Here is a 20034-nt window from a genome sequence, read left to right on the forward strand (position 1 = left end):
AAAGAGTCCACAGATCTTCAGGTGCCATCCGCTCGACAAGCGCAGCAGTCATCACCCCAGACTGCCGCAAGATCACACCAAGTGAAATGGCGTCTTAGCCCGTAGGATCGCGGCCCTTGCCGGCTTGACCAGGAAGGTGACGTCCCGGCCGGACCGAGCGAGGTGGGCTCCGAAGTATCCGCCCGTCGCCCCTGCTCCTACAACGAGAATGCGACTCACCGCGTGACTCCGTTCATCGACACCAGCGGAAGGGTGAGAATTATTTTGCGGCTGGTCACGGGCTGACTCTCCTGGGTACCGCAGATGAGTTTCTTCATACAGGGAAATGGATCGGCTCGCTGCCGAGCAGTCGGCCGCGGCATACTCAGTTGCGGTCCCTGAGGACGAGCACCAGGACAGCAGCGAGCGCAGAGAGTACTGCGGAGACGATCACGGCGAGGTCCGCTCCGTGCGCTGCAGATCCAGCCGATGTCACGATTGCGATGGTCATCGCCACACCGGCGCAAGACCCTATGTATCGGAAGGTTTGCTGCGCACCCGACCCCATGGCTGCCCTCGTCGGGGGCACCGACTCCACGGAGATCAGGGGCAGTGCGGCGTTGAGAAGCCCACTGCCGATGCCGGCCACGATCAGGCCGGGCAGGAGCCGAGTCCAGGAATGGGCTGCGATGGAGCCCAGCAGGGCCACCACACCAATGGCATGCAGGACGAATCCCAGTGCCAACTGGTGGCGGGACGTGACGCGGTCCGCGAGGCGCCGTACCTGAAGCGCGGTGAGGAAGGAAATGCCCGACCACAGCATGAGCAGCCACGCGGTGCCGATGGCGGACATGCCCATGCTCCTCTGGAGCAGGGAAGGCATGAAGCTGAAGAGTCCGATCACAGCCAGTCCGGTGAACAGGCCGCCGGCTGACGAAGCCAGAAAGCGAGGGTGCCGCAGCAGTCCGAGGTCGATCATCGGAGCTCGGCCACGGTGTTCAACCCTGACGAAGATCGCGGTCAGCAGCACAGCCACCGCGAGCAGAACACCGACCGGCGTCCGGAACCAACCGTCCCGGCCCAGGGTCAGCGCGGCCACCAGCGCGCCGAGAGCCAGGCTGAACACCAGGGCACCGACGATGTCCGGACGGCCGCTACGAGGTGCACGCGTTTCCGTCAGCGTACGAGCCCCGAAAGCTGCGAGCAGGAGTGCCACGACGCCGAACACCGCGTAGGCGACGCGCCACGTAGGCATGACTCCGGCGACCAACGGCCCTACCGCGATGCCGCCGCTCACGCATGCGCCCCATACGCCTGTCGCGTGCCGTCGGGCCTGCGGTGTCGGGAAGGCGTGCACGATCAGGCCGAGGCTGCTCGCAAGGATCGCCGCGCTTGCCGCGCCCTGCGCGATCCGGGCGATGGTGAACCACCATGTCGTCGTGAGGAAGGCTCCCGCAGCGGTCGTGAGGCCCAGGGCTACCGTGCCGGACACGAACAGCCTTCGGCGGCCGTAGTCGTCAGCGAGGCTGCCGGCCACGAGAAGCAGGGCCGCCAGGCCCAACGGAGTGCCGTTGAGCAGCCAGGCCTGGGCAGAAAGGGGGGTGTGCAGTGCGGCGGCGGTCTCGGGAAGCGTGACCATGGGCGCTGTGTAGATCATGAGTGCTACCGCGGTGACCGCACTGGTCAGGACGAGGGTGGCTCGGGCCCTGGGAGGGGGACTCGCCGTGTGCGAGGCGGAGGCGGTGTCGCCCACGGTTGCTGTGGTCTCTGTGGCCGAACCAGTTGAAGCCTTATCCAGGTGGGCCATGATTTGCCCTTCCATCCGTCGATACGGTGACTGAACCCTGAGTTCTCATAGTTCACTGACTGAACCCTGAGTCGCCCTGACCTTAGCACCATCAGTTCAGTCATTGAACTGAGTGGGTGAGGTGCGAGTACAGTGGTGTCATGTCACTGGGAAAGGCCTACGCGGCGCAGGACTGCTCGATCGCGCGCACCCTGGAGATTGTGGGCGAGCGATGGACTCTGCTGATCATCCGTGACGCACTCTACGGAGTACGCCGCTACAACGATCTCCTTGTTCACCTCGGCATTCCGCGCGCCGTCCTGGCCAACCGGCTCCAGACGCTCACTGCCTTCGGCATCCTGGAGAAACGCCGCTACCAGGAGTCGCCACCGCGTGACGAGTACGTGGTGACTGAGCGCGGCGCAGGCCTGTGGCCAACTCTGCGCTCGCTCAGTTTCTGGGGGCAGAGTCATGTCCTCGACCATCCGACACGAACCTTCCGGCACGCCGATTGCGGAACCGAGCTCGGCGTCTACGGCGAGTGCCCCACGTGCCGAACCGCCGTACCTGTCAGGGATGTCGAGATGGTCCCGGGTCCAGGCCTCAACCTCCAGCCATCCGATCCTGTCAGTCGAGCGCTGCTCAAGCCCAAGCGGCTCCTTCAGCCCATCGAGGCAGACCGCGGATGACCGGTCACCGGTCTCTGCCCACCCACCCTGCCTCAGTGGAGATGGAGGGGGACTCGCATCCAGGCCGGAGGAGTTCGCTCCGATCGCCGCCGCAGCGAACAGCGCCCGGATCGAGGCCGTCCTGGACGCGGGCTCCGTGGAGGAGCTCTTCGCCTCGGAGTCCGACTATGAGGCTACGAACCTCATGCACGCGCGCTCCAGCCTGAATTCGCGCTTCAGCCGCTACCAGACGGCTCGCTTCGCACTCCGGCTCTACGCATGGGCCTCGCTGGTCAGACCGGAGCGGGGCTTGAGTGGGTCACTCATCCGGTTGGCAGTCCGCACCTGGTGATCGCGACGACACACCTATTGCATGCGGATAGTGACTGCACTGGTGAGCTTGCGCTGCTGGTGGAGGATGCCTGGCAGAACAGCGGATTGGGCGGCAGCCTCATCCGCTACGCCCTCGCTCATGCCTCGGTGCTCGGCCTGCGTTCGGTGATGGTCAGGACTCAGCGTTCCAATGACCGGATGCTGGCGATTTGCAGAGCTTTGGGTGCCTACAATCCATCTCGAGGTAGACAGGGAACCGACGTCGAACTGGTTCTTCCCGCGACCTGACTGTGCGGCTACACCTAAGCCGGAACATTCGGGTGCCGGAGACAAACTGCCTTCAGGGACGGCGGTTCGTGAGACGTGCACGAAGGCTGTCCTCATCCACCCTCCAGAAGGTGTGCTGGACACCGTGCACCAGCACCACCGGAACCTGTTCCCAGTAGGCGCGATGAAGATCTTCGTCCCGAGTGATGTCTCTCTGTTCCCAGGAGACCCCAAGCTCCGAGCAGACCTTCTCGACAACGATTCGCGCGTCGTCGCACAGGTGACAGTCAGGCTTGCCGATCAGCGTGACGACTCGATCAGACTTCTTGCCAGCCGTACGAGCATCACTGCGGCGGATCGTCATCTTCGGTACCGGCCTCTCACTCAGTTGAACCCACTGGGACACTACGTCACCTTAACTTCATCGCATCGACTGACATCCTTCGAGCCGCTCTCTCCCTCCGCCTTGACCGGCGCATGCGCGCCGCACGTGTGCTGGCGCCGACCGGCCTCGCCCGTGGATCGCTCCGGACCGGCGGCGCCGCGCCCAGAAATATTTGACTTGAAGGTACAGAACATGTTGGATGGGACCATGGGTAGGCCGAAGCAGTTCGATCCGGAAGCAGCTGTCGAGCAGGCCATGCAGGTCTTCTGGCGCCATGGATACGCCGGCACCACGCCACAGTGCCTCGTGGACGCACTGGGTATCGGCAAAGGCAGTCTCTATAACGCCTTCGGTGGCAAGCGGCAGCTGTTCGACCTGGCACTGCGCCGCTACTTGGACGCACACGCCACGGCGATGGACGAGCTGCTCAATGAGGCCGGACCGGTGAAGGAGCGGCTGCGCAGAACGCTTCACTTCCTCGCCGAGACGGATCTCGCCGACCCTGACCGCCGGGGGTGTCTGGCCATGAACACGGCCATGGAGTTCGGACACAGCGACGTTTCCCTGACGACCTTGACTCAGGGGATGCTCGACCGGACCGACCGAGCCCTGCAAGCACTCCTCGAAGAGGGGCAGCGGGCGGGAGACATCAGTCGTGAGCGTGATTCCAAGGATCTCGCAGCACTGTTGTTGAACACGGTCACCGGTCTTCGCGTCCTGGCCCGCATCGAGTCCGGGCCCGAACGCATCAGGCGCGCGATCGACACCACTGTCGATCTTCTCTGAGCCCCGCTCCCCTCTGGGTAGCTGGGTGAACTCTGTCCATTTTCTGTACCTGCAAGTCAAGAAAAGGTCAACAGTATGAACTTGAACCTCGATTCCAAGACCGCGGTCGTCACCGGCGCCAGCCGGGGTATCGGCCTGGCCGTCGTCAAGGGCCTGGTAGCTGAGGGCGTGCGTGTCGTCGGTGTCGCCAGGAACATCACGCCCGAACTCAAGGACGCCGGCGCCATTCCGGTGGCTGCGGACCTGAGCACCGCGGAGGGTGTCAGCGCGGCGTTCGACACCGCGGCGACCGAGCTGGGCGGCATCGACCTGCTCGTCAACAATGTCGGGGGTGGCGACCTCAAGGTCCAGGGCTTCCTCGACACGGACGACGAGCAGTGGGCGCACCTGATCGACGTCAATCTGCTCACCACTGTCCGCGCGAGCCGGATCGCCCTGCCGAGCCTCATCGAGCGCAAGGGGGCGATAGTCAACATCTCGACGGCCGCCGCCCACATGCCCGGCCTCGGCCCGGTTGCCTACGCCTCCGCCAAGGCCGCAGTCACCGCCCTCAGCAAGGCGCTCGCCGAGGAGTTCGGCGCCCAGGGCGTACGCGTCAACACTGTCTCCCCCGGATTCGTCCGCAGTTCCATCTACGACAGCCCGAAGAACTTCGGCGGCAAGATCGCCTCCGCATTCGGGATGGACATCGCAACCTTCCTCGAGCAGGCACCGGGCGCTCTCGGCGTCACCACCGGCCGCTTCGTCGAACCGGAAGAAATCGCGGCGGTCGTGGTGTTCCTCCTCTCCGGCGCCGCGGCCAGCATCACGGGGGCGGACTACGTGGTCGACGGTGGCATGCTCAAGACTGTGTGACCTCTTCGTATCCACCGCCTGCCGCCAAGAGCCGAACGCCTTGGCGGCAGGCGCGTCTACCCGTTCGAGCTCCGGACTTCCTCCAGGCATGCTGACGCGGAAGGCGCAGGGTTGCGATTGACTTGCGGTCAGTCGTACGGTTGTGCCGAGCAGGGCTCGGCAACATGAGGAGCACCGATGGGAACCGCCACACGAAGGAAACGGGTCTCCAAGCCGCCGGAGGAACGCCGCAAGGACATCATGGACGCGGCAGCAGAGGTCTTCGCGCGCAAGGGCATCGCGGACTCGAAGATCGATGAGATCACCGTTCTCGCCGAAGTTTCCAAGGGCACGTTCTACCTGTACTTCAAAACGAAGGACGACGCTGCCGCAGCGCTGTGGGAACGCCACATGAACGACTTCGCGGATGTCGGCGAGAAGATCCTGAGCAACACAGACGCGCCTCTCGACTCACGTCTCGTGAACGTCCTGGAGTCGCTGTGCCGCTTCGCGCTCGACCATGCCGACCTGCACCGGGTCCTCTATGACGGGGCAGGCGCCCAAGCAGTCCACGCTGCGACCAACGAACGCCTGATCGGCATGATCGCAGCCGCGGCACGGGGTGGTGTGGAATCGGGCGAGATCGAGTGCGCCCATCCGGACATGATGTCCAGGGCGCTGTTCCACGGCTTCTGCGGAGCAGTGACCGATGCGATCACCGGATTCGCACCCATCTCCCGCGACGAGGTGATCATCGCATCGGGCCAGATGACGCGCGCCGTATTCGGGCTCAAGAGGCCGACGCCGGCCTGAGGTCGTTCCCGCAGGCGTCTTCCGTCCTCCGCCGGCGGGAGTCGGCCGGTGGGCGCCCCTTGGAACCGCATCGCCCAGGCGGTGTGGTTCCAAGGGCCCTCGGCAGGAGCGAACAGCCCGGTGGAGCATTTCCACACGCTTCCGTTGGGCACCGCCCGGTCGACGGTTCCGGTTCAGTTCACCGGAGTGTCACCCGACCGTGAACCACTCAGGGCCCAGTGAAGTCAGCGCCTTGAGTCAGGCTTATCGTTCGAGTTGTGCCGGGCCGTACGGATCACGTCGGGCCGTCCCGTCCGGGCTGCACGGCGGGCTTCCGCACCGGCGGTTCGACGTCGGCTCCGCACCCCGGAACATGTCGACTGAGGACTGAGTCACATCGATTGACTGCCGGTCAGTCAGTGGTTATGGTGGTCTCATCCTGCAACTGACAGGGTCCTCGCCACTCAACCCCGTGGCCCTTACCTCCGAGGTCGATATGACTGACTCGAAGTACCCCGCCCCCCCGTTCGACGCAGAGCTCAAGCCCGTCCTCGAAGTCGTCCTCCAGGCCTTCAACTCCTCGCTTCACCCTGAAGACATTCCGACGCTGCGTACCGGGAGCTTCACCCCGGGTGTCGAGGATCTCGTCAAGGGACGACCGATCGAGCACTTCGAGCGCACGATTCCCGGCCCGCAGGGAGCTGCAGACCTGGTCCTCTCCGTCTTCCGCCGGACTGACCACGTCACCCCCGGGCCTGCGTTCTTCTTCACCCACGTAGGCGGCCTGATGTTCGGCGACCGCTTCGTGGGCATCGAGCCGATCGTCAACTACGTCGAGCAGTTCGACGCGGTGGTCGTTTCGGTCGAGTACCGGCTCGCTCCCGAGAACCCGGCACCGGCTCAGATCGAGGACGCTTACGCGGCGTTGAAGTGGACCGCTGAGCACGCCGAGGAGCTCGGCTTCGACCCTGCCAAGCTCATCACCGCCGGCGGAAGCGCCGGTGGCGGTCTGGCCGCCGCCGTCACGCTGAAGGCCCGCGACGACAGCAACGGCCCCGCTCTTGCCGGCCAGCTGCTGATGTACCCGATGCTCGACGACCGCAACGAAACCGTCTCCAGCCATCAGATCGACGGCATCGGAGTCTGGGACCGTACCAGCAACTTCACCGGCTGGAACGCCGTGCTGGGCGACCGCCGCGGTACGGACGACGTCTCCATCTACGAGTCCCCGGGCCGGGCCACCGACCTGTCCGACCTGCCCCCCACCTACATCGAGGTGGGCAGCGCGGAGGTCTTCCGCGACGAGAGCGTCGCCTACGCCTCTTCCATCTGGGCGGCCGGCGGCTCTGCCGATCTGCACATCTGGGCCGGCGGCTTCCACCTGTACGAGCTCGTCGCCGCGGACACCGTCATCGGAACCGCCTCCCGCGAGGCACGCACGAGCTGGGTGCGGCGCACCCTGGGGCTGTAGGACCAGTCCTGACTGTCGTCGGCGGAAGGCGGTGAGGCATAGAGCGTCCTCATAACTCCTGTCCGTGTGGGCTCCCTTCACATCGCCGTAGCCAGGCATGCAACCACTACGGAACCGGAGCCGACAAGGTCATCGGCGGGTGTGCCGGCCCAATGACGGGTCGGCACACCTCCGTATGCCCCTCCCGTGCCGACGAGACGCTCCGGTCCTGACCGGCCATCGGCGACCGGGCCAGCAGTGCGCCGGACAGTCCGTCCTGCTCTGCCGGGAGCGCTGACTTCGCGGACGCTCTGCGGCTCCCTTCTTTCGTTCCAGTCCTGTGTTGAGGGCGGACGGAGGCCAAGTCCACGCACACGAGCGATCATTGGGTGGAGCGGGCGATGTTCCCACGCCCGATCGGTCAGCTGCTGACGATGCCGCCCGGACAGGCAAACCCACGATCACCCCTTGCGGGCTGGGCCTGATGCGCCGCATGCCCTTGGCATACAGGCGCCACAGCCCCTGTCTCACGGAGGAACCGTGCTCACCACAACATGCGACCTGGCCCACGGCGTCCTGTCGGCACGACCGGCCACGCCCCTCCGAGCACCGCTCGCCGCAGGCCTGCACTGGCTGGACACACCCACCAACCCCGCCCTGTTGTACGTGCCGGACCGTCTGCCTTACCGGCCTGCGCCCCTCCTGGTCGCTCTCCACGGCGCCAACGGCGTCCCTGGCGACATGCTCGCCCTGCTCAGGCCCGCAGCCGCACCGCACGGCGCGCTGGTTCTGGCCCCCGCCTCCGAGCAATGCACGTGGGACACCGTCACCGGCGGACGCTTCGGCAAGGACGCGGTCGGCCTGGAGCACGCCATGGCCACCGTCTTCGACCACTTCCACGTCGACGCCGACCGCATTGCCATCTCCGGGTTCTCCGACGGTGCCTCCTATGCCCTCGGCGTGGGACTGGCCAATGGCGACCTCTTCACCCGCATCCTGGCCTACTCCCCCGGTCAGGTCCCGCCCGTCCGCAGGCATGGCCGCCCCACCATCTTCGTTTCCCACGGCCGGCACGATGTCGTCCAACCCATCGCCCGCACCAGCCACCGCATCGTCCCCGCCCTCGAAGACGACGGCTACCACGTCGACTTCATCGAGCACACGCTCGGCCACCAGGTCCCCGACACGGTAGTGACCGCGTCGGCCGAACTGCTGGGCTGATGCGGGATGGACACGCAGTCATACGGTCCCTGCATCGCCTCGACGACTCCCTCGGACGGGGCTGTCGAAGGTGCCGGTGCTTCATCCGTCCTTGACTCCGACATCTGGTGCCGTGGGGACCACAGCAGCCACGGAGGCGTCCTCGCTGGTCCGCGATGTCATGCCGAGGGCTGCCAGCGCGCTCAGAAGTGCCGCGCCGGTAATGATCCACCAACCCCGTGCGAACGCGGCATGAGCATCGCCGGTGGGTGATGCGGACGCCAGGACGGCGACCAGTGCGGCCACTCCCAGGCTGGTGCCGATCTGGCGGCTCATGGTGACCACCGCTGAACCCGTCGCGCCCTGATCGGCCGGCAGATCGGTAGTAGCGGCGGCGAGAATGGTCGGCATGGCCAGCCCTACGCCGGCTCCTGACAGCAAACTGCTGGGCAGCATCTCGGCGGCGTAGTGGGGAGTGGTGCCCGTCCTCAGAGCGAGCAGAGCGGTGGCCGATGCGTAGAGAGCAGAGCCCACAGCGACGATGGTTCCCGTCGATACACGGTGGGCGACGCGCTGGCCGATTGCGGCGAAGACAGGGACCATGAGCGGGCCGGGGGCGACCGCCAGGCCTGTGCGAACCGCGCTGTACCCCCAGGTCTGCTGCATCCACAGAATGCTTGCCAGCAGATTCGCTCCGAACGCCAGAGAGAACAGCAGACCGACAGCGTTGGACCATGCGAACGTGCGGACACGCAGCAAAGCCGGTGCAATGACCGGTACGGGGTGACGTACGACGCGAGAGGCGAAGACCAGGGCGCCAGCAACGGTCGCTGCCAGCGCCAGCAGCGTTTCCTTGGATGCCCACCCCCAGTCAGGCCCTTTGACGATGGTGAGACTGAGGACGCCGACGGTCACGGCAAGTACCGCTGTACCAAGGATGTCGGGCAGCGCGCGCCCCGAAGCGCCGCGGGAGTCGGCGGGTACGTACCGGGCACCTGCGGCGAGTGCGAGTACGCCGACAGGCACGTTGACGAGGAAGACCCACTGCCAGGACGACTCGACGAGCAGCCCGCCGAGGGCTGGGCCGCCCGCGGCGGCGAGCGCTCCCGAGGCGGACCAGATACGTACAGCTCTGGCGCGTCCGGAGGTGGGTGTGGCGGCGAGGAGAAGTCCGAGGCTCGCCGGTGTGAGTGCTGCCGCTCCGGCTGCCTGAAGAGCACGGAAAGTGACCAGGTGCCAGAGGCCGGGGCTCGCGGCGCAGGCGGCGCTGGCAACGGTGAAGACAGCAACTCCGGCCAGGAACATCCGTTTGCTGCCCAACCGGTCGGCGAGGCTGCCCAGCGGCACGAGCAACGCGGCGTAGACGATCGCGTAGGCGTTCAGTACCCAGCTCAGATCTCCCAGTGACGAACCCGGGAAGTCCCGCCCGATGTCGTCGAAGGCGACGTTCACGATGAACACGTCGAGGCCGGCCATGCACGCTGAGGCACAGAGCACCAGCAGCGTGATCCCCGGCCTGGTCGCCACAGCCACCCCCATGTCCTGACTATGCTTTACCATAGTCAGGAGTGTATGCGGCGATCTCCGGCTATGTAAAATTGCCGCCGGAGGGGGTGAACAGATGGGAATTTCCCACATGAACCTGACAGGTGCCCTGGCCGACCGTTCGGCGTGGACGCTGAGTGACTGCTCGATAGACGGAACGATGCGGGTCATCGGAACGCGGTCCGCCGTGCTGCTCATGCGCGAGGCCCACTACGGCACGACACGATTCGACGACTTCGTGCGTCGCGTCGGCATCACCGAGGCCGTTGCCGCAGCCCGGCTCCGCGAACTGGTGCAGGCCGGCCTGCTGGAGCGGCGTCCCTACCGGGATCCGGGTCGGCGCACCAGGCACGAGTACGTACTCACCGAGTCCGGATCCGACCTGCAGCCGGTTCTTCTCGCCCTCATGCAGTGGGGTGATCACCATCTCCCGCGGGAAGACGGACCGCCTCTGACGCTGCACCACACCGACTGCGAGGAACCAGTCGCTGTCCAGCTGCGCTGCGCGGCTGGACACGACGTACAGCCCGACGAGATCACCGTACGCAAGGCGCGGACCTGAGAACTGTAGTGATCCAGCCGGCGCGCAACGCCCCTGGCAGCCGCCCGCACCCGGGATTCCGGAGAGCCATCTCACCGGACGGGCATCCGCGTGCTCCCCGGGTCCGGCACGGTACTGCGAAACCGCGCCCGGTAGGCGCTCGGTGATACACCCAAGGCGTGCTGAAACACTCGGCGAAGCGACTCCGACGAGCCGAAACCCGCCTGCTGTGCTACTTCTTCCATGGATCCCGAGCCGTCCTCCAGCAGTGTGCGTGCCGCTTCGAATCTGACTGACTCCACGTATTGGCCTGGTGTTACGCCGACCTCGGTGCGAAAGAGCCGACCCAGGTGCCTCCGGCTCAAACCCCCCGTGCTGGCCATGGATTCGATGGTGTGCAATCCAGCCGGGTCGGCTGCCACCTGGTCCAGTACCCGGCGGATGGTCGCATGCCGTGGTTCGCGCGTCACGAGCCGAGCGCTGAACTGGGCCTGGCCTCCGGGTCTGGCCATGAAGACAACCAGCTCTCTGGCAACTCGGCGGGCCACGTCGGCGCCCCAGTCCTGTTCGACCAGATGAAGTGCCAGGTCGATCCCGGCGGTCACACCTGCCGAAGTGACGACACGCCCGTCCTGGATGAAGATCGGGTCGTCCTCGACGCGGACATCTGTGTACGCGGCCGCAAGCTCAGGCGCCAGTTCCCAGTGGGTGGCGGCCCTGCGGCCTGCGAGGAACCCGGCCTCCGCGAGAACGAACGCCCCGGCGCACACGGACACGACGCGGTCCGCGTTCTCTGCCATGCGCCGCACGAGGTCGATCAGGACGGTGTCGGCGACAGCGGACCGCCAGGACCTGCGGCCCGGCACCAGCACGGTGTACGGCGCTGCAGGGAATCCGGCCTCCGTGCCGTCGACGCCGATGGTCACTCCCGACGAGGTCCGGACTCCCAGGCCGGTGGGTGAGACGATCCGCACGTCGTAGTCGGCGCCGTGGTGATTAGCTGTGGTGAAGACCTCGACCGGGCCCGTCACGTCCAGAAGCTGAACGCCCTCGAAGGCCACGACCGTGACCGTGTGCTTCCTGCCTGGCACGCCCACCGGTCTACTCCTTCCAGGGAGAGTCCAGGATCGTCTGGACGAAGTCGCCTCGCACGAAGCCAGGCACGAAGTGCTCCAGGACATCAGCCTTCACATTACCGAAGGTGGTCTCGGGCTTGGACCTGATGCCGTCGGTGAATGTCTGGAGGATCTGACGCTTGAAGTCGGGGCGCGGGTGCAGGGCGGTGATCTCGGCACGGTCGGCATCGGAGACAGCGTCGTAGCCGATGCCGAGCACGTCATATTCCACCCCCGCGGTGACCAGGGCGACCTCCGGCTCCATGTACTCGGGGATACCGGGTGTGGTGTGCAGCGCGATCGCTGTCCAGACTCGGCGGATGCTGTCTTCGGGGACACCATGCGAGTGAAGGAACTGCCTCGCCGCTTCGGCGCTGTCCACTTCGAAGCGGCGACCGCTCGTACGGAACTGCTCCGCGAGGCCGACATCGTGGAACAGGGCACCGACATAGAGCAGTTCGGGATCGAAGCTGAGATCCCGGTTGCGGCCCTGGAGGCTGCCGAAGAAGTAGACACGGCGAGAGTGGTGGTAGATCAGTTCACTCGTCGTGTCGCGAATGAACTCGGTGGTCTCCCGGGCGAGCTTGGTTCCGGGTACTTTCACACCAGATGTGATGATGGAGTCGATGGTCATCTCATTGCCTCGTTCCATTGTTCCTGGCCCGTTGAGCCTGTACTCCGGACAGGCTCCCTCTTCGGCTTCGCAGGCCGCCAGGGCTGGACGGCCCGGTACCCCACAGATCAGGACACGCGGATGGCGCCGGGGCCGGGCCGGTTGGCAAGCGCGTCGCTCCGGAGCGCGGCATTGCAGCAGGCCGGGGCGGTGATGGTCGGTCATCACCGCCCCGACCTGGACGTCGGCGCGCTATGGATCAGCCGGGGAGCTTCGTGGCGAGCAGATCGACGGGAGTGATGGTGGGCGGTGTGCTGAAGAGTGCGTCACCGCGGGCTTCGATCTGCTGCCGCACCTTGCCCTGGAGATGGGTCTCCCGGTCCTCCTCCGTCTCGAAGGCATCGAAGATGCGGAACGACGTCGGGCCCAGCCGGAAGGCGAACCAGGCCAGGGTCCCCGGCTCCGCGTCCACGAGTTCCTTGGCGTCGACGAGGAACTGGGCCACGTCTTCTTCCTTGCCCGGTCGTGCTTCGAACTCGACGAAGAATCCGTATGCAGGCATGCTTCTCTCTATTCTTTCAGGGGGATGGTTTCGTGCTGTGCCACTGTTCGAGGCCCAGCCTGCTGCGGCTGGAGCGAGTTGTCGCAGGCCGCACAGAACGTCATGGGGGTGTCCGTCTCAGCGGTCGAGGAAGTCGTGGACGATGTCGCCGAACTCCTCCGGGAACTGGAAGAGGAAAGCGTGACCAGCCCCGCTGTAGAAGACAGTGCGGGCGTCCGACAGCTTCTGCGCCATGGCGAAGGAGTTGCCGGAGTCGACCATCACGTCGTGTGAACCGTTCGCCACCAGGACCGGGAGCTTCAGCTCCTCGATGCGCGACCATGCGTCACCCTTGCCACCGGCCCAGAGCTGGATGGCCTGCAGCTGGCGGCCCCACTGCTCGGCGGACACGTCGGCCTTCGACTTCTCAAGCCGGGTTTCCAGCCGGGCGAGGGACTCCTTGCCCAGGCGTACCCCTTCGTCGGTGAGGCCGAAGAAGAGGTACAGGAACCCTTCCTCGGAGGTGACCGGCGCGGTCATGTACTCCACCACGCGCTGCTCCAGCTCCGGGGTGCCGGGCACACCGCCGGGGCCGCTGCCGGCCACGATCAGCTTGCGGACAAGGTCGGGACGGTCCAGGGTGACCAGCTGCGCCACGAACCCGCCGACCGACCATCCGAGCAGGTCGACCTGCTCCAGCCCGAGGCTGGTGAGGAAGTCGACGGCTGCGTCCGCCATGCCCTGCATCGTTGCAGGCACCTCACCGGTGCTCTCACTGATTCCGGCGTTGTCGAAAATGATGACGCGCCGCTTCTTCGCAAGGGTCTCCAGGAACAGCGGGTCCCAGTGGTCGAGGGTGCCGCGGAATCGCTGCAGCAGGACCAGGGGCGGGGTCGCGTCCTGCTGACCGAAATCACGGTAGGCGTAGCGGGCAAGGCTGCCTTCGGCATGGCGCGTGTCCGCGAGATCGGAGATGTAGCTCATGAGAGGACTCCAGTTGGTTGCTTTTTGCTATCCACTCACAGTTAAGCCGTGTCAGCCCCTCGAGTCAACTTCCTGAGCTGCTGAGTAGTCATTGACTACCCACTCATCTACGGCTACCCTGAGCGCGTGAGGAAATCCAGGACACCCGACCCCCGCGTATGCTCGATAGATGCCGCCATGCAGGTCCTGGGCGAGAAATGGGCGATGCTCGCCCTCCGCGAGATCACCTTCGGCGCACGCCGTTTCGATGAGATCGTTTTCAACACGGGCGCCGCGCGGAATATCCTCGCCAGCCGACTCAGGTCGCTGGAAGCCGCCGGGGTCATCACCAAGGCTCAGTACGAGACCAACCCGGTCCGCTACGAGTACGAGCTGTCCGAGGCCGGCGAGCAGCTGTTCACCATCCTGCACAGCATCCGGGACTGGGGCGACCGGTATGCACGAACGGACCCGGAGAACATCGCCGTCTTCCGGCACGACTGCGGAGAGGTCTTGCGACCTGAGATGCGCTGCGGGGCGTGCGGGGCAGTGCTGGCCTCCGACTCCGTCGTCACAGCGGATCGTGACGTCCACCGGTCGGATCTCGCTCCGGCAGAGTCGTGACTCACTCACCACAGGTCGACGCACTCTCCCCCGGCTCACATCCGAGTGGAAAGCCAGCCCTACCGTAATACGTGTATGATTCACGTCTATTGCATCCTGTAGAAAATCGGCTGCGGTTGGAGACTTACTCTCATGTCATGGCCTGCCACCGAGCGCTACGAGATCCAGGCTGCTCCAGACGGCCTGGCCTACGTCCAGGACCTGCTCAACACTCTTTCGGCGGGTAAGCCCCGGGAAACCGATCTCCTTCTGGACCGGGGCACCGCTCAGACCTGGCTGGACGAGACCTGGCGTCATCGGAGTCTGCACCTCAGTCGGCCACCGGTGGAACTCGGTGACGAGGACGTGGAACAGCTGCGTGCCTTCCGTGACAGCCTGCGCGAACGTCTGGCGGCTGACACCAAAGCGGCGGAGGAAGATCCGGAAGACATCGCGCGGCCGCAGGCCGATGCGGCTCTTCGGCTCGCGCCCGACGGGAGCGTGGTCGCTGAGCCGACGGGCAGTGGGTGGCACGCCGTCGTCTCTCTGGTCCTGATCGAGATGATGAACGCCCAGCGCACCGATCAGTGGCGGCGGCTGAAGGTATGTCGCAGTGAACGTTGCCGGGTGACGTTCTTCGACCGGTCGCGGAACAACAGTGCCGTCTGGCACGACGTACGACGCTGTGGCCATCCTGCCAACCTCCGCGCCTACCGGGCTCGTCAGCGGGCGCAATCACACGAGCAGACCACCGTCTGAGAACGGTTGCCGCACCGGACGGGGTCCTGCTCCATCGCCGGCGCCCCTCTGTCAATTGTTCGTGCTGGGCCCCGGACCGGGCAGTCGTCACCGGTCCGGGGCCCAGCGCCTGGCCCGGCCGGGCCAGGCGGTCGCGCGACGACGCCGCACCGCCGTCGCGCAGGCTGGGCAGCAGGGTCACCGGCCCCGGAAGTCCAGGGCCGGGCGCGGTATCCCCGCCTTCAGTGCGTTCACGGCCGACGCCAGACCTGCCTGGCCGTCCTCACTCTCGAAGAGGGGAATCGCAATGTCGAACATGGCCTCGTCTGCCGCGGCGATCCCTCCCACTCGCCATGACCGCAGCAGTGCCTTGTGTGCCGCATAGGCCCGGGTCGGTCCGCTGGAGATCTTCCGGGCGAACCGCTCGGCTTCCTCGTCGAGCGCGGCATGGGGCACGACCCGATTGACGACACCCGCCTCGGCCATCGCCGCAGCAGTGATCTGCTCCGATGTCAGAGCCCATTCTGATGCCCGCGCCTGCCCGGCCCGCTCTGCTACGCGGTAGATACCGCCCAGCAGAGTGACGAGTCCCAGCGTCTGCTCCGGGTGACCGAATCGGGCGCTATCGGCCGCAAAGATGACGTCGGCGCGCAAGGCAAGCTCGAATCCGCCACCAAAGCACAGCCCCTGGACGGCTGCGACGACCGGCAGAGAGAGGCGCTCGAACTGGTTGAAAACACCCATGTAGCGCTCGAAAAGGCTGCGCAGCTCCCGCGCGTTCATGTCGGGCCAGTCCATGATGTCCCCGCCGAAGCTGAAGTCCGGGCCGTCAGCCCGCAGCAGAACCGCACGGGCTTCACTGGTGGAGATGGCCTCGATCGCGGCGCCGAGCTCCTGGATGAGTTCTTGGTCCAGCCGGTTCTGCGGCGGGTTCCGCAGAACGATGGTCGCCAGACGGTCGTCAAACGTGTACTCGAGACGAGTCATGTGCACTTCCTACGGGAGGGCCCCACGGCGACAACCGCAGAGACGGAGGGGATCGAGTGACGCGTGCCGGCGTCTCACCCGAGGTGGAGCTTGAACCAGTCGCGAGCAGCAGCACTCGCAGCCGGGAATTCGTTCAGGTAGGGCGCGAAGTGGCCACCCTCGATCAGGCGCAGTGCCTTGGGCTCCAGGGCGCGCTCGTAGGCGGAGAGCATCAGGTCGGTGACGGTGATCGGATCGCGGTCAGCCACCACCAGCAGCAGGGGTGTGGGAGACACCCGAGTGATCCACGAGCCGGGCTCATACATGCGGGCGGCGTAATTGGATCTGATGGTGATCTTGTTCTCCCAGTTCTCCGGAGCCGTGTCGAGGTAGAAGTCGACGGCGTCGGGAGCCCGGTAGGAAGCCGGAACCGAAGGGTCGGAGCTGACGATCGCCTGCGTCCGCGGGGGCTCGCCTCGGTACTGTGCGCGTTCGTCCTCGGTAAAGACCTCGTTCAGCCTTGCCACCGCATCCGGGGGAACACGGCGCAGCCCCTGCTCGTACCCGCTGATCGTCGGGACCTGTGCCACTACGCAGCGCAGCCGCCGATCCGTGGCACCGAGTACAAGGGCATGGCCGCCGGAGTAGCTGGTGCCCCACAGTCCGATCCGGTTCATGTCGACCTCGGGGCGGCTCTCCAGGTAGGAGATGGCGCGCCGCCAGTCCTTGATCTGCTGCCAGGGGTCGATGTCGTGACGTGGGGTGCCGTCGCTTTCACCAAAACTGCGGTGATCGTGAAGAAGGACCATGAATCCGGCCTCGGCGAACACGTCGGCGAACTGCGCCAGTCGTTGTTCTTTCACACCGGCGAACCCGTGTGCCATCGTGATGGCCGGATGCGGACCTGTCCCATCAGGTGTGTAGAGCCACCCGCGCAGGGTCACTCCGGAGTCGGCTGCGAACTCCACGTCTTCACGTGTAGCCATGGTGTGCCCTCATTCCCTGCTGGTCGGTCAGTCGACGGTGTGAAAGTGGCTGGGGTCGACAGTGCCGTGGAGACGCTCGCGCATCTCCACGGAGAACCTCAGTGCCGCCCCGAGGGGGCGGTGGTGAATGGCTACGTGGTTGATACGGCCGTCGGCGCCTTTGGTGAGGACAGTGACGCCGAAAATCTGGAGGCCGCCGAAAGCGGTTGCCTCCCATTCCAGGTAGGTCCGTGTCCCCGCAGTGGCCTCCCGGACGAATTCGAGGGACTCGTAGATGCGGCTGGCCTGGGTCATCGTGGCCTTGACCTGGTCTCGCCCCTTGACCGGGATGGCCAGCACGCTTGCCTCCAGGACGATGTCCTCTGCGAACGCGGCGGCAAAGTCTTCCGGGGTCTTGCCGGCGAACGCGCCGCGCCAGCCGCTGTCCGCCTTTTCGGGGGGATCGGAGCTTTCGGGGGCTTCCTGAGGCAGCGTGGTCAGGAACGCCTCGATGTGGGCTGCCACAGTGGCCGGGGCCTCCACATGGGCCCAGTGTCCGGCCTCTTGCACCGCAAAGCTTTCCGGCCACTCGAACCGCGGCAGGACGTGGGCCGTGACCATCTCGTCGGTGACGAATCCGTCCTCGGCGCCGCGCCCCACCAGAACCGGCCCGCGGTACCAGCTCGCCTCACGCCCTCGCGGGTCCCCCTCGTTCCAGCATTTGACCAGGTCGCGGACGACTTCTGCGGGGATCCGTGTCCCGACCACGACGAGGCGGTCCAGCTCGGCCTCAGGCAGGGAAACAGACAGCTGCCTGCGGACTGCGCGCTGCAGTTCGGCCTGACCGCCCATGGAACGGAACTGCTGCACGTCTCCTGCGGGAAGGCCGGCACCGGCCAGAGGCACCGGGGACAAAAGGACCAGGCCCCGTGTGTTCTCGGCGTGGTCTGCGGCGACCAGTTCGGCAACGAGGGTGCCCATGCTCTGCGCGGCAAGGACGACAGGCTTGTCCAGCGCCTCCACGACGGCGGAGACGTCGTGCGCGAAGCGGTTCAGGTCAAACGGTCCGGTGGAGGCAGTGCGGTCACCGCTGCCGGCCAGATCGAGCTGGACGTACTCGAAGCCGGGAACGGCCATAGCGTCGATGACCGCGTCCCAGACGTACTGATCGTCCAGGAAGCCGTGCACGAAGACGAGCGCAGTGTCACCGGTCCCGCGTCGCTTGAACCTGATGTCGGAATCGGCGACGCGCTCAGTCCTGGCAAAGCCTCTTGTTGCGGTCATCACTTGACCCCTTCGCTCATCGTGGAGCCGGACGGCGACCAACTGTCGGTGTCGATGGGCGACCAGTCCGCGGCCCGCTCATCGAGTCGGTGCATGCGCTGACTCGCGTGTGCCGCAACCAGGTCGTCGTCGAGTGGTGTGGTGAAGACGGTATTGACGAGGGTGTACTCAGCTGCCAGCCGGCCGACGGCGGGAATGGCCGCAGTGTCGATACGGCCGCCCTCCAAGTACAGATCGTCCTGGACGTAGAAGCGCACGACTTCGCCCCACACCACGTGGTCCAGGCTGCCCTCGATGGGGATGATGCGGTTGAGTTTGCACTCGAAGGCGATCGGGGCGCCCTTCACCCGCCGAGGTCGCACTGCCTGCGAGGGCTCGGTCTCCAGGCCCAGCGCGGCAAATTCATCCACATCGGTCTCGAACTCGAAGGCCGAACGGTGCAAGTGGTCCGCGAGGGGAAGCGTCGCCAGATTGACGACGAACTCACCCGTGTCACGGATGTTGACGAAGGTGTCCTTGAGTGTGACTCCGTCCGACCTGGGCTGCATCGAAATCGAGATGAGGGGAGGTTTCCGTCCCACGGCCGTGAAGAAGGACACCGGCGCAAGGTTTCCCACCCCGTCCTCGGACTCCGTACTCACCCAGGCAATCGCGCGGGGGATAATCCCCCCAATAAGCAGCTTGTAGGACGACTTGGTATCCAAATCTGCGGCGTCGACAAACATCGGTGCACCTTTCAGGCTGATTTCTGCGCGACCCTGACCTGCCACTCGGCCCCGCGGGGGGCACACTCCGCCCCGGCGTCAGCTGTACATCCAGCAGGAGTGCGCGACTTCGCCGGGCCGACACAGGAGGGCTCACGAAGCCGGTCTCCTCACCCGCAGGGTGAAATAACTGTATGGGCTATGACTATTTCACGCAAGGTGCGGGCATGCTGCCTCGCCGGAAACCCGCCGGACCCGACGAGCACCGACGAGCACCGACGAGCACCGACGAGCACCGACGAGCACCGACGAGCACCGACGAGCACCTGTACCAAATTGGCGTGGCGCGCCACGCCAACACCTCAGTTCCACAGCCGACACAGCTGAGCGTCCGACACCGAGGCGCACCAGGCGCCCCATTCCGGCCTGTCGCCCCTTGGCCAGCGGATCGCCGTTCGGGCGGACGCCGCTCATGGCTCAGACCTTGACCAAACGGATGCGACCGTGACCGGGGGTACTTCAGCGGTCTTCCGGGAAGACTCCCCCGAACATCGGCAGCCCGCTCACCGACTGCTCGCGCGTGACCTCGTCCTGCAGCACGTCCCAGTGCTCCTTGAGGATTCCGTCCTGCACACGGAAGATGTCCACGCCTATCAGGGCCGTCGGCCGCTCGTTGCCTGTGTAGCGACTGTGGACCATCACGCAATCGCCGTCGGCAGTGGCTGCACCGGCCTCGTGCTTGAACTTCGGCAGACTTCTGACCAGGTCGAACAAGCCTTCACGGCCGGGTTCGATCAGGGCGCTGTGCTGGATGTAGCGCGGATCCCAGAAGGCTGCGGCAGCCTCGAAGTCGCGCTGGTTGAACAGCACATCGAGAGCTTTAAGGACGATCGCCTTGTTCTTGTGGGGGTCGTGGTCGGGCACCATGTCTCCTTCGCAATCGGGTCCCACCGGCCGGCCCGGATGCCCACCGGTG

The 20034-nt window shown here is 65.8% G+C and carries 23 protein-coding genes; 10 read left to right on the plus strand and 13 right to left on the minus strand.

What is annotated here, in order from left to right; all coding sequences use genetic code 11:
- Positions 1 to 72 precede the first annotated feature (72 nt).
- On the minus strand, positions 73 to 219 hold the full coding sequence (locus ACFYQ5_RS34540) for a 2-dehydropantoate 2-reductase N-terminal domain-containing protein (RefSeq protein WP_389203381.1): 147 nt from the start codon (positions 217 to 219) through the stop codon (positions 73 to 75).
- A gap of 145 nt (positions 220 to 364) precedes the next feature.
- On the minus strand, positions 365 to 1786 hold the full coding sequence (locus ACFYQ5_RS34545) for an MFS transporter (RefSeq protein ID WP_389203383.1): 1422 nt from the start codon (positions 1784 to 1786) through the stop codon (positions 365 to 367).
- A 140-nt stretch (positions 1787 to 1926) separates the two neighbouring features.
- Between ACFYQ5_RS34545 and ACFYQ5_RS34550 the strand changes: the two genes are divergently transcribed.
- Together ACFYQ5_RS34550 and ACFYQ5_RS34555 are read left to right on the plus strand one after the other, a co-directional pair.
- Complete coding sequence (locus tag ACFYQ5_RS34550; RefSeq protein WP_389203385.1) at positions 1927 to 2454, plus strand: winged helix-turn-helix transcriptional regulator; 528 nt, start codon at positions 1927 to 1929, stop codon at positions 2452 to 2454.
- Positions 2455 to 2712: 258 nt separating this feature from the next.
- Positions 2713 to 3054 carry a GNAT family N-acetyltransferase gene (locus ACFYQ5_RS34555; RefSeq protein WP_389203387.1) on the plus strand — a complete coding sequence of 114 codons (342 nt, stop codon included), beginning with the start codon at positions 2713 to 2715 and terminating at the stop codon, positions 3052 to 3054.
- 52 nt (positions 3055 to 3106) lie between these two features.
- Here ACFYQ5_RS34555 and ACFYQ5_RS34560 read toward each other — a convergent pair whose 3' ends face one another.
- Complete coding sequence (locus ACFYQ5_RS34560; protein WP_389203389.1) at positions 3107 to 3397, minus strand: glutaredoxin family protein; 291 nt, start codon at positions 3395 to 3397, stop codon at positions 3107 to 3109.
- Positions 3398 to 3595: 198 nt separating this feature from the next.
- On the opposite strand from ACFYQ5_RS34560, the gene ACFYQ5_RS34565 reads away from it, so the two are divergent.
- The 5 genes from ACFYQ5_RS34565 (at position 3596) to ACFYQ5_RS34585 (ending at position 8501) form a co-directional block, all read left to right on the plus strand.
- A complete protein-coding gene (locus tag ACFYQ5_RS34565; RefSeq protein WP_389203390.1) occupies positions 3596 to 4204 on the plus strand; it encodes a TetR/AcrR family transcriptional regulator in 609 nt (202 codons plus the stop codon).
- 75 nt (positions 4205 to 4279) lie between these two features.
- Complete coding sequence (locus ACFYQ5_RS34570; protein ID WP_389203392.1) at positions 4280 to 5059, plus strand: SDR family NAD(P)-dependent oxidoreductase; 780 nt, start codon at positions 4280 to 4282, stop codon at positions 5057 to 5059.
- A gap of 240 nt (positions 5060 to 5299) precedes the next feature.
- A complete protein-coding gene (locus ACFYQ5_RS34575; RefSeq protein WP_389203394.1) occupies positions 5300 to 5851 on the plus strand; it encodes a TetR/AcrR family transcriptional regulator in 552 nt (183 codons plus the stop codon).
- Positions 5852 to 6326: 475 nt separating this feature from the next.
- Positions 6327 to 7301 (plus strand): alpha/beta hydrolase, encoded by a 975-nt coding sequence (locus ACFYQ5_RS34580; RefSeq protein ID WP_389203396.1) that lies wholly within the window; start codon positions 6327 to 6329, stop codon positions 7299 to 7301.
- Between the two features lie 519 nt (positions 7302 to 7820).
- Positions 7821 to 8501: an alpha/beta hydrolase gene (locus ACFYQ5_RS34585; RefSeq protein ID WP_389203398.1), complete on the plus strand. Its 681-nt coding sequence runs from the start codon at positions 7821 to 7823 to the stop codon at positions 8499 to 8501.
- A gap of 81 nt (positions 8502 to 8582) precedes the next feature.
- On the opposite strand, the gene ACFYQ5_RS34590 is transcribed toward ACFYQ5_RS34585, so the two are convergent.
- On the minus strand, positions 8583 to 10040 hold the full coding sequence (locus ACFYQ5_RS34590) for an MFS transporter (RefSeq protein WP_389203400.1): 1458 nt from the start codon (positions 10038 to 10040) through the stop codon (positions 8583 to 8585).
- 76 nt (positions 10041 to 10116) lie between these two features.
- Here ACFYQ5_RS34590 and ACFYQ5_RS34595 point away from each other — a divergent pair, with 76 nt between their 5' ends.
- Positions 10117 to 10587 carry a winged helix-turn-helix transcriptional regulator gene (locus ACFYQ5_RS34595; protein ID WP_389203402.1) on the plus strand — a complete coding sequence of 157 codons (471 nt, stop codon included), beginning with the start codon at positions 10117 to 10119 and terminating at the stop codon, positions 10585 to 10587.
- A 71-nt stretch (positions 10588 to 10658) separates the two neighbouring features.
- Here the strand turns inward: ACFYQ5_RS34595 and ACFYQ5_RS34600 are convergent, their stop codons facing one another.
- The 4 genes from ACFYQ5_RS34600 to ACFYQ5_RS34615 all read right to left on the minus strand — a co-directional run bounded on the left by ACFYQ5_RS34600 (position 10659) and on the right by ACFYQ5_RS34615 (position 13819).
- Positions 10659 to 11627 (minus strand): GlxA family transcriptional regulator, encoded by a 969-nt coding sequence (locus tag ACFYQ5_RS34600; RefSeq protein ID WP_389203404.1) that lies wholly within the window; start codon positions 11625 to 11627, stop codon positions 10659 to 10661.
- 40 nt (positions 11628 to 11667) lie between these two features.
- Positions 11668 to 12315, minus strand: a complete 648-nt coding sequence (locus ACFYQ5_RS34605) for an HD domain-containing protein (protein ID WP_389203478.1) — start codon at positions 12313 to 12315, stop codon at positions 11668 to 11670.
- 238 nt (positions 12316 to 12553) lie between these two features.
- The gene (locus ACFYQ5_RS34610) at positions 12554 to 12856 is read right to left on the minus strand and encodes a putative quinol monooxygenase (protein ID WP_389203406.1); all 303 of its coding nucleotides are present in this window, start codon (positions 12854 to 12856) and stop codon (positions 12554 to 12556) included.
- A gap of 117 nt (positions 12857 to 12973) precedes the next feature.
- Positions 12974 to 13819 carry an alpha/beta fold hydrolase gene (locus ACFYQ5_RS34615; RefSeq protein WP_389203407.1) on the minus strand — a complete coding sequence of 282 codons (846 nt, stop codon included), beginning with the start codon at positions 13817 to 13819 and terminating at the stop codon, positions 12974 to 12976.
- 126 nt (positions 13820 to 13945) lie between these two features.
- Between ACFYQ5_RS34615 and ACFYQ5_RS34620 the strand changes: the two genes are divergently transcribed.
- Both ACFYQ5_RS34620 and ACFYQ5_RS34625 read left to right on the plus strand, forming a co-directional pair.
- Complete coding sequence (locus ACFYQ5_RS34620) at positions 13946 to 14422, plus strand: winged helix-turn-helix transcriptional regulator (RefSeq protein WP_389203409.1); 477 nt, start codon at positions 13946 to 13948, stop codon at positions 14420 to 14422.
- 132 nt (positions 14423 to 14554) lie between these two features.
- The gene (locus ACFYQ5_RS34625; protein WP_389203411.1) at positions 14555 to 15160 is read left to right on the plus strand and encodes a CGNR zinc finger domain-containing protein; all 606 of its coding nucleotides are present in this window, start codon (positions 14555 to 14557) and stop codon (positions 15158 to 15160) included.
- A gap of 177 nt (positions 15161 to 15337) precedes the next feature.
- On the opposite strand, the gene ACFYQ5_RS34630 is transcribed toward ACFYQ5_RS34625, so the two are convergent.
- The 5 genes from ACFYQ5_RS34630 to ACFYQ5_RS34650 form a co-directional block, all read right to left on the minus strand.
- Complete coding sequence (locus ACFYQ5_RS34630) at positions 15338 to 16126, minus strand: enoyl-CoA hydratase/isomerase family protein (RefSeq protein WP_389203412.1); 789 nt, start codon at positions 16124 to 16126, stop codon at positions 15338 to 15340.
- A gap of 74 nt (positions 16127 to 16200) precedes the next feature.
- Positions 16201 to 17091 carry an alpha/beta hydrolase gene (locus tag ACFYQ5_RS34635; RefSeq protein ID WP_389203413.1) on the minus strand — a complete coding sequence of 297 codons (891 nt, stop codon included), beginning with the start codon at positions 17089 to 17091 and terminating at the stop codon, positions 16201 to 16203.
- Between the two features lie 27 nt (positions 17092 to 17118).
- On the minus strand, positions 17119 to 18396 hold the full coding sequence (locus ACFYQ5_RS34640) for an alpha/beta fold hydrolase (protein ID WP_389203415.1): 1278 nt from the start codon (positions 18394 to 18396) through the stop codon (positions 17119 to 17121).
- On the minus strand, positions 18354 to 19079 hold the full coding sequence (locus ACFYQ5_RS34645; protein WP_389203416.1) for a flavin reductase family protein: 726 nt from the start codon (positions 19077 to 19079) through the stop codon (positions 18354 to 18356). Before ACFYQ5_RS34645 ends, ACFYQ5_RS34640 begins: the two co-directional genes overlap by 43 nt.
- Before the next feature lie 498 nt (positions 19080 to 19577).
- Positions 19578 to 19985 (minus strand): nuclear transport factor 2 family protein, encoded by a 408-nt coding sequence (locus ACFYQ5_RS34650; RefSeq protein ID WP_389203418.1) that lies wholly within the window; start codon positions 19983 to 19985, stop codon positions 19578 to 19580.
- Positions 19986 to 20034 lie beyond the last annotated feature (49 nt).

Source organism: Streptomyces sp. NPDC005794 (assembly GCF_042871445.1).
GTDB lineage: Bacteria > Actinomycetota > Actinomycetes > Streptomycetales > Streptomycetaceae > Streptomyces.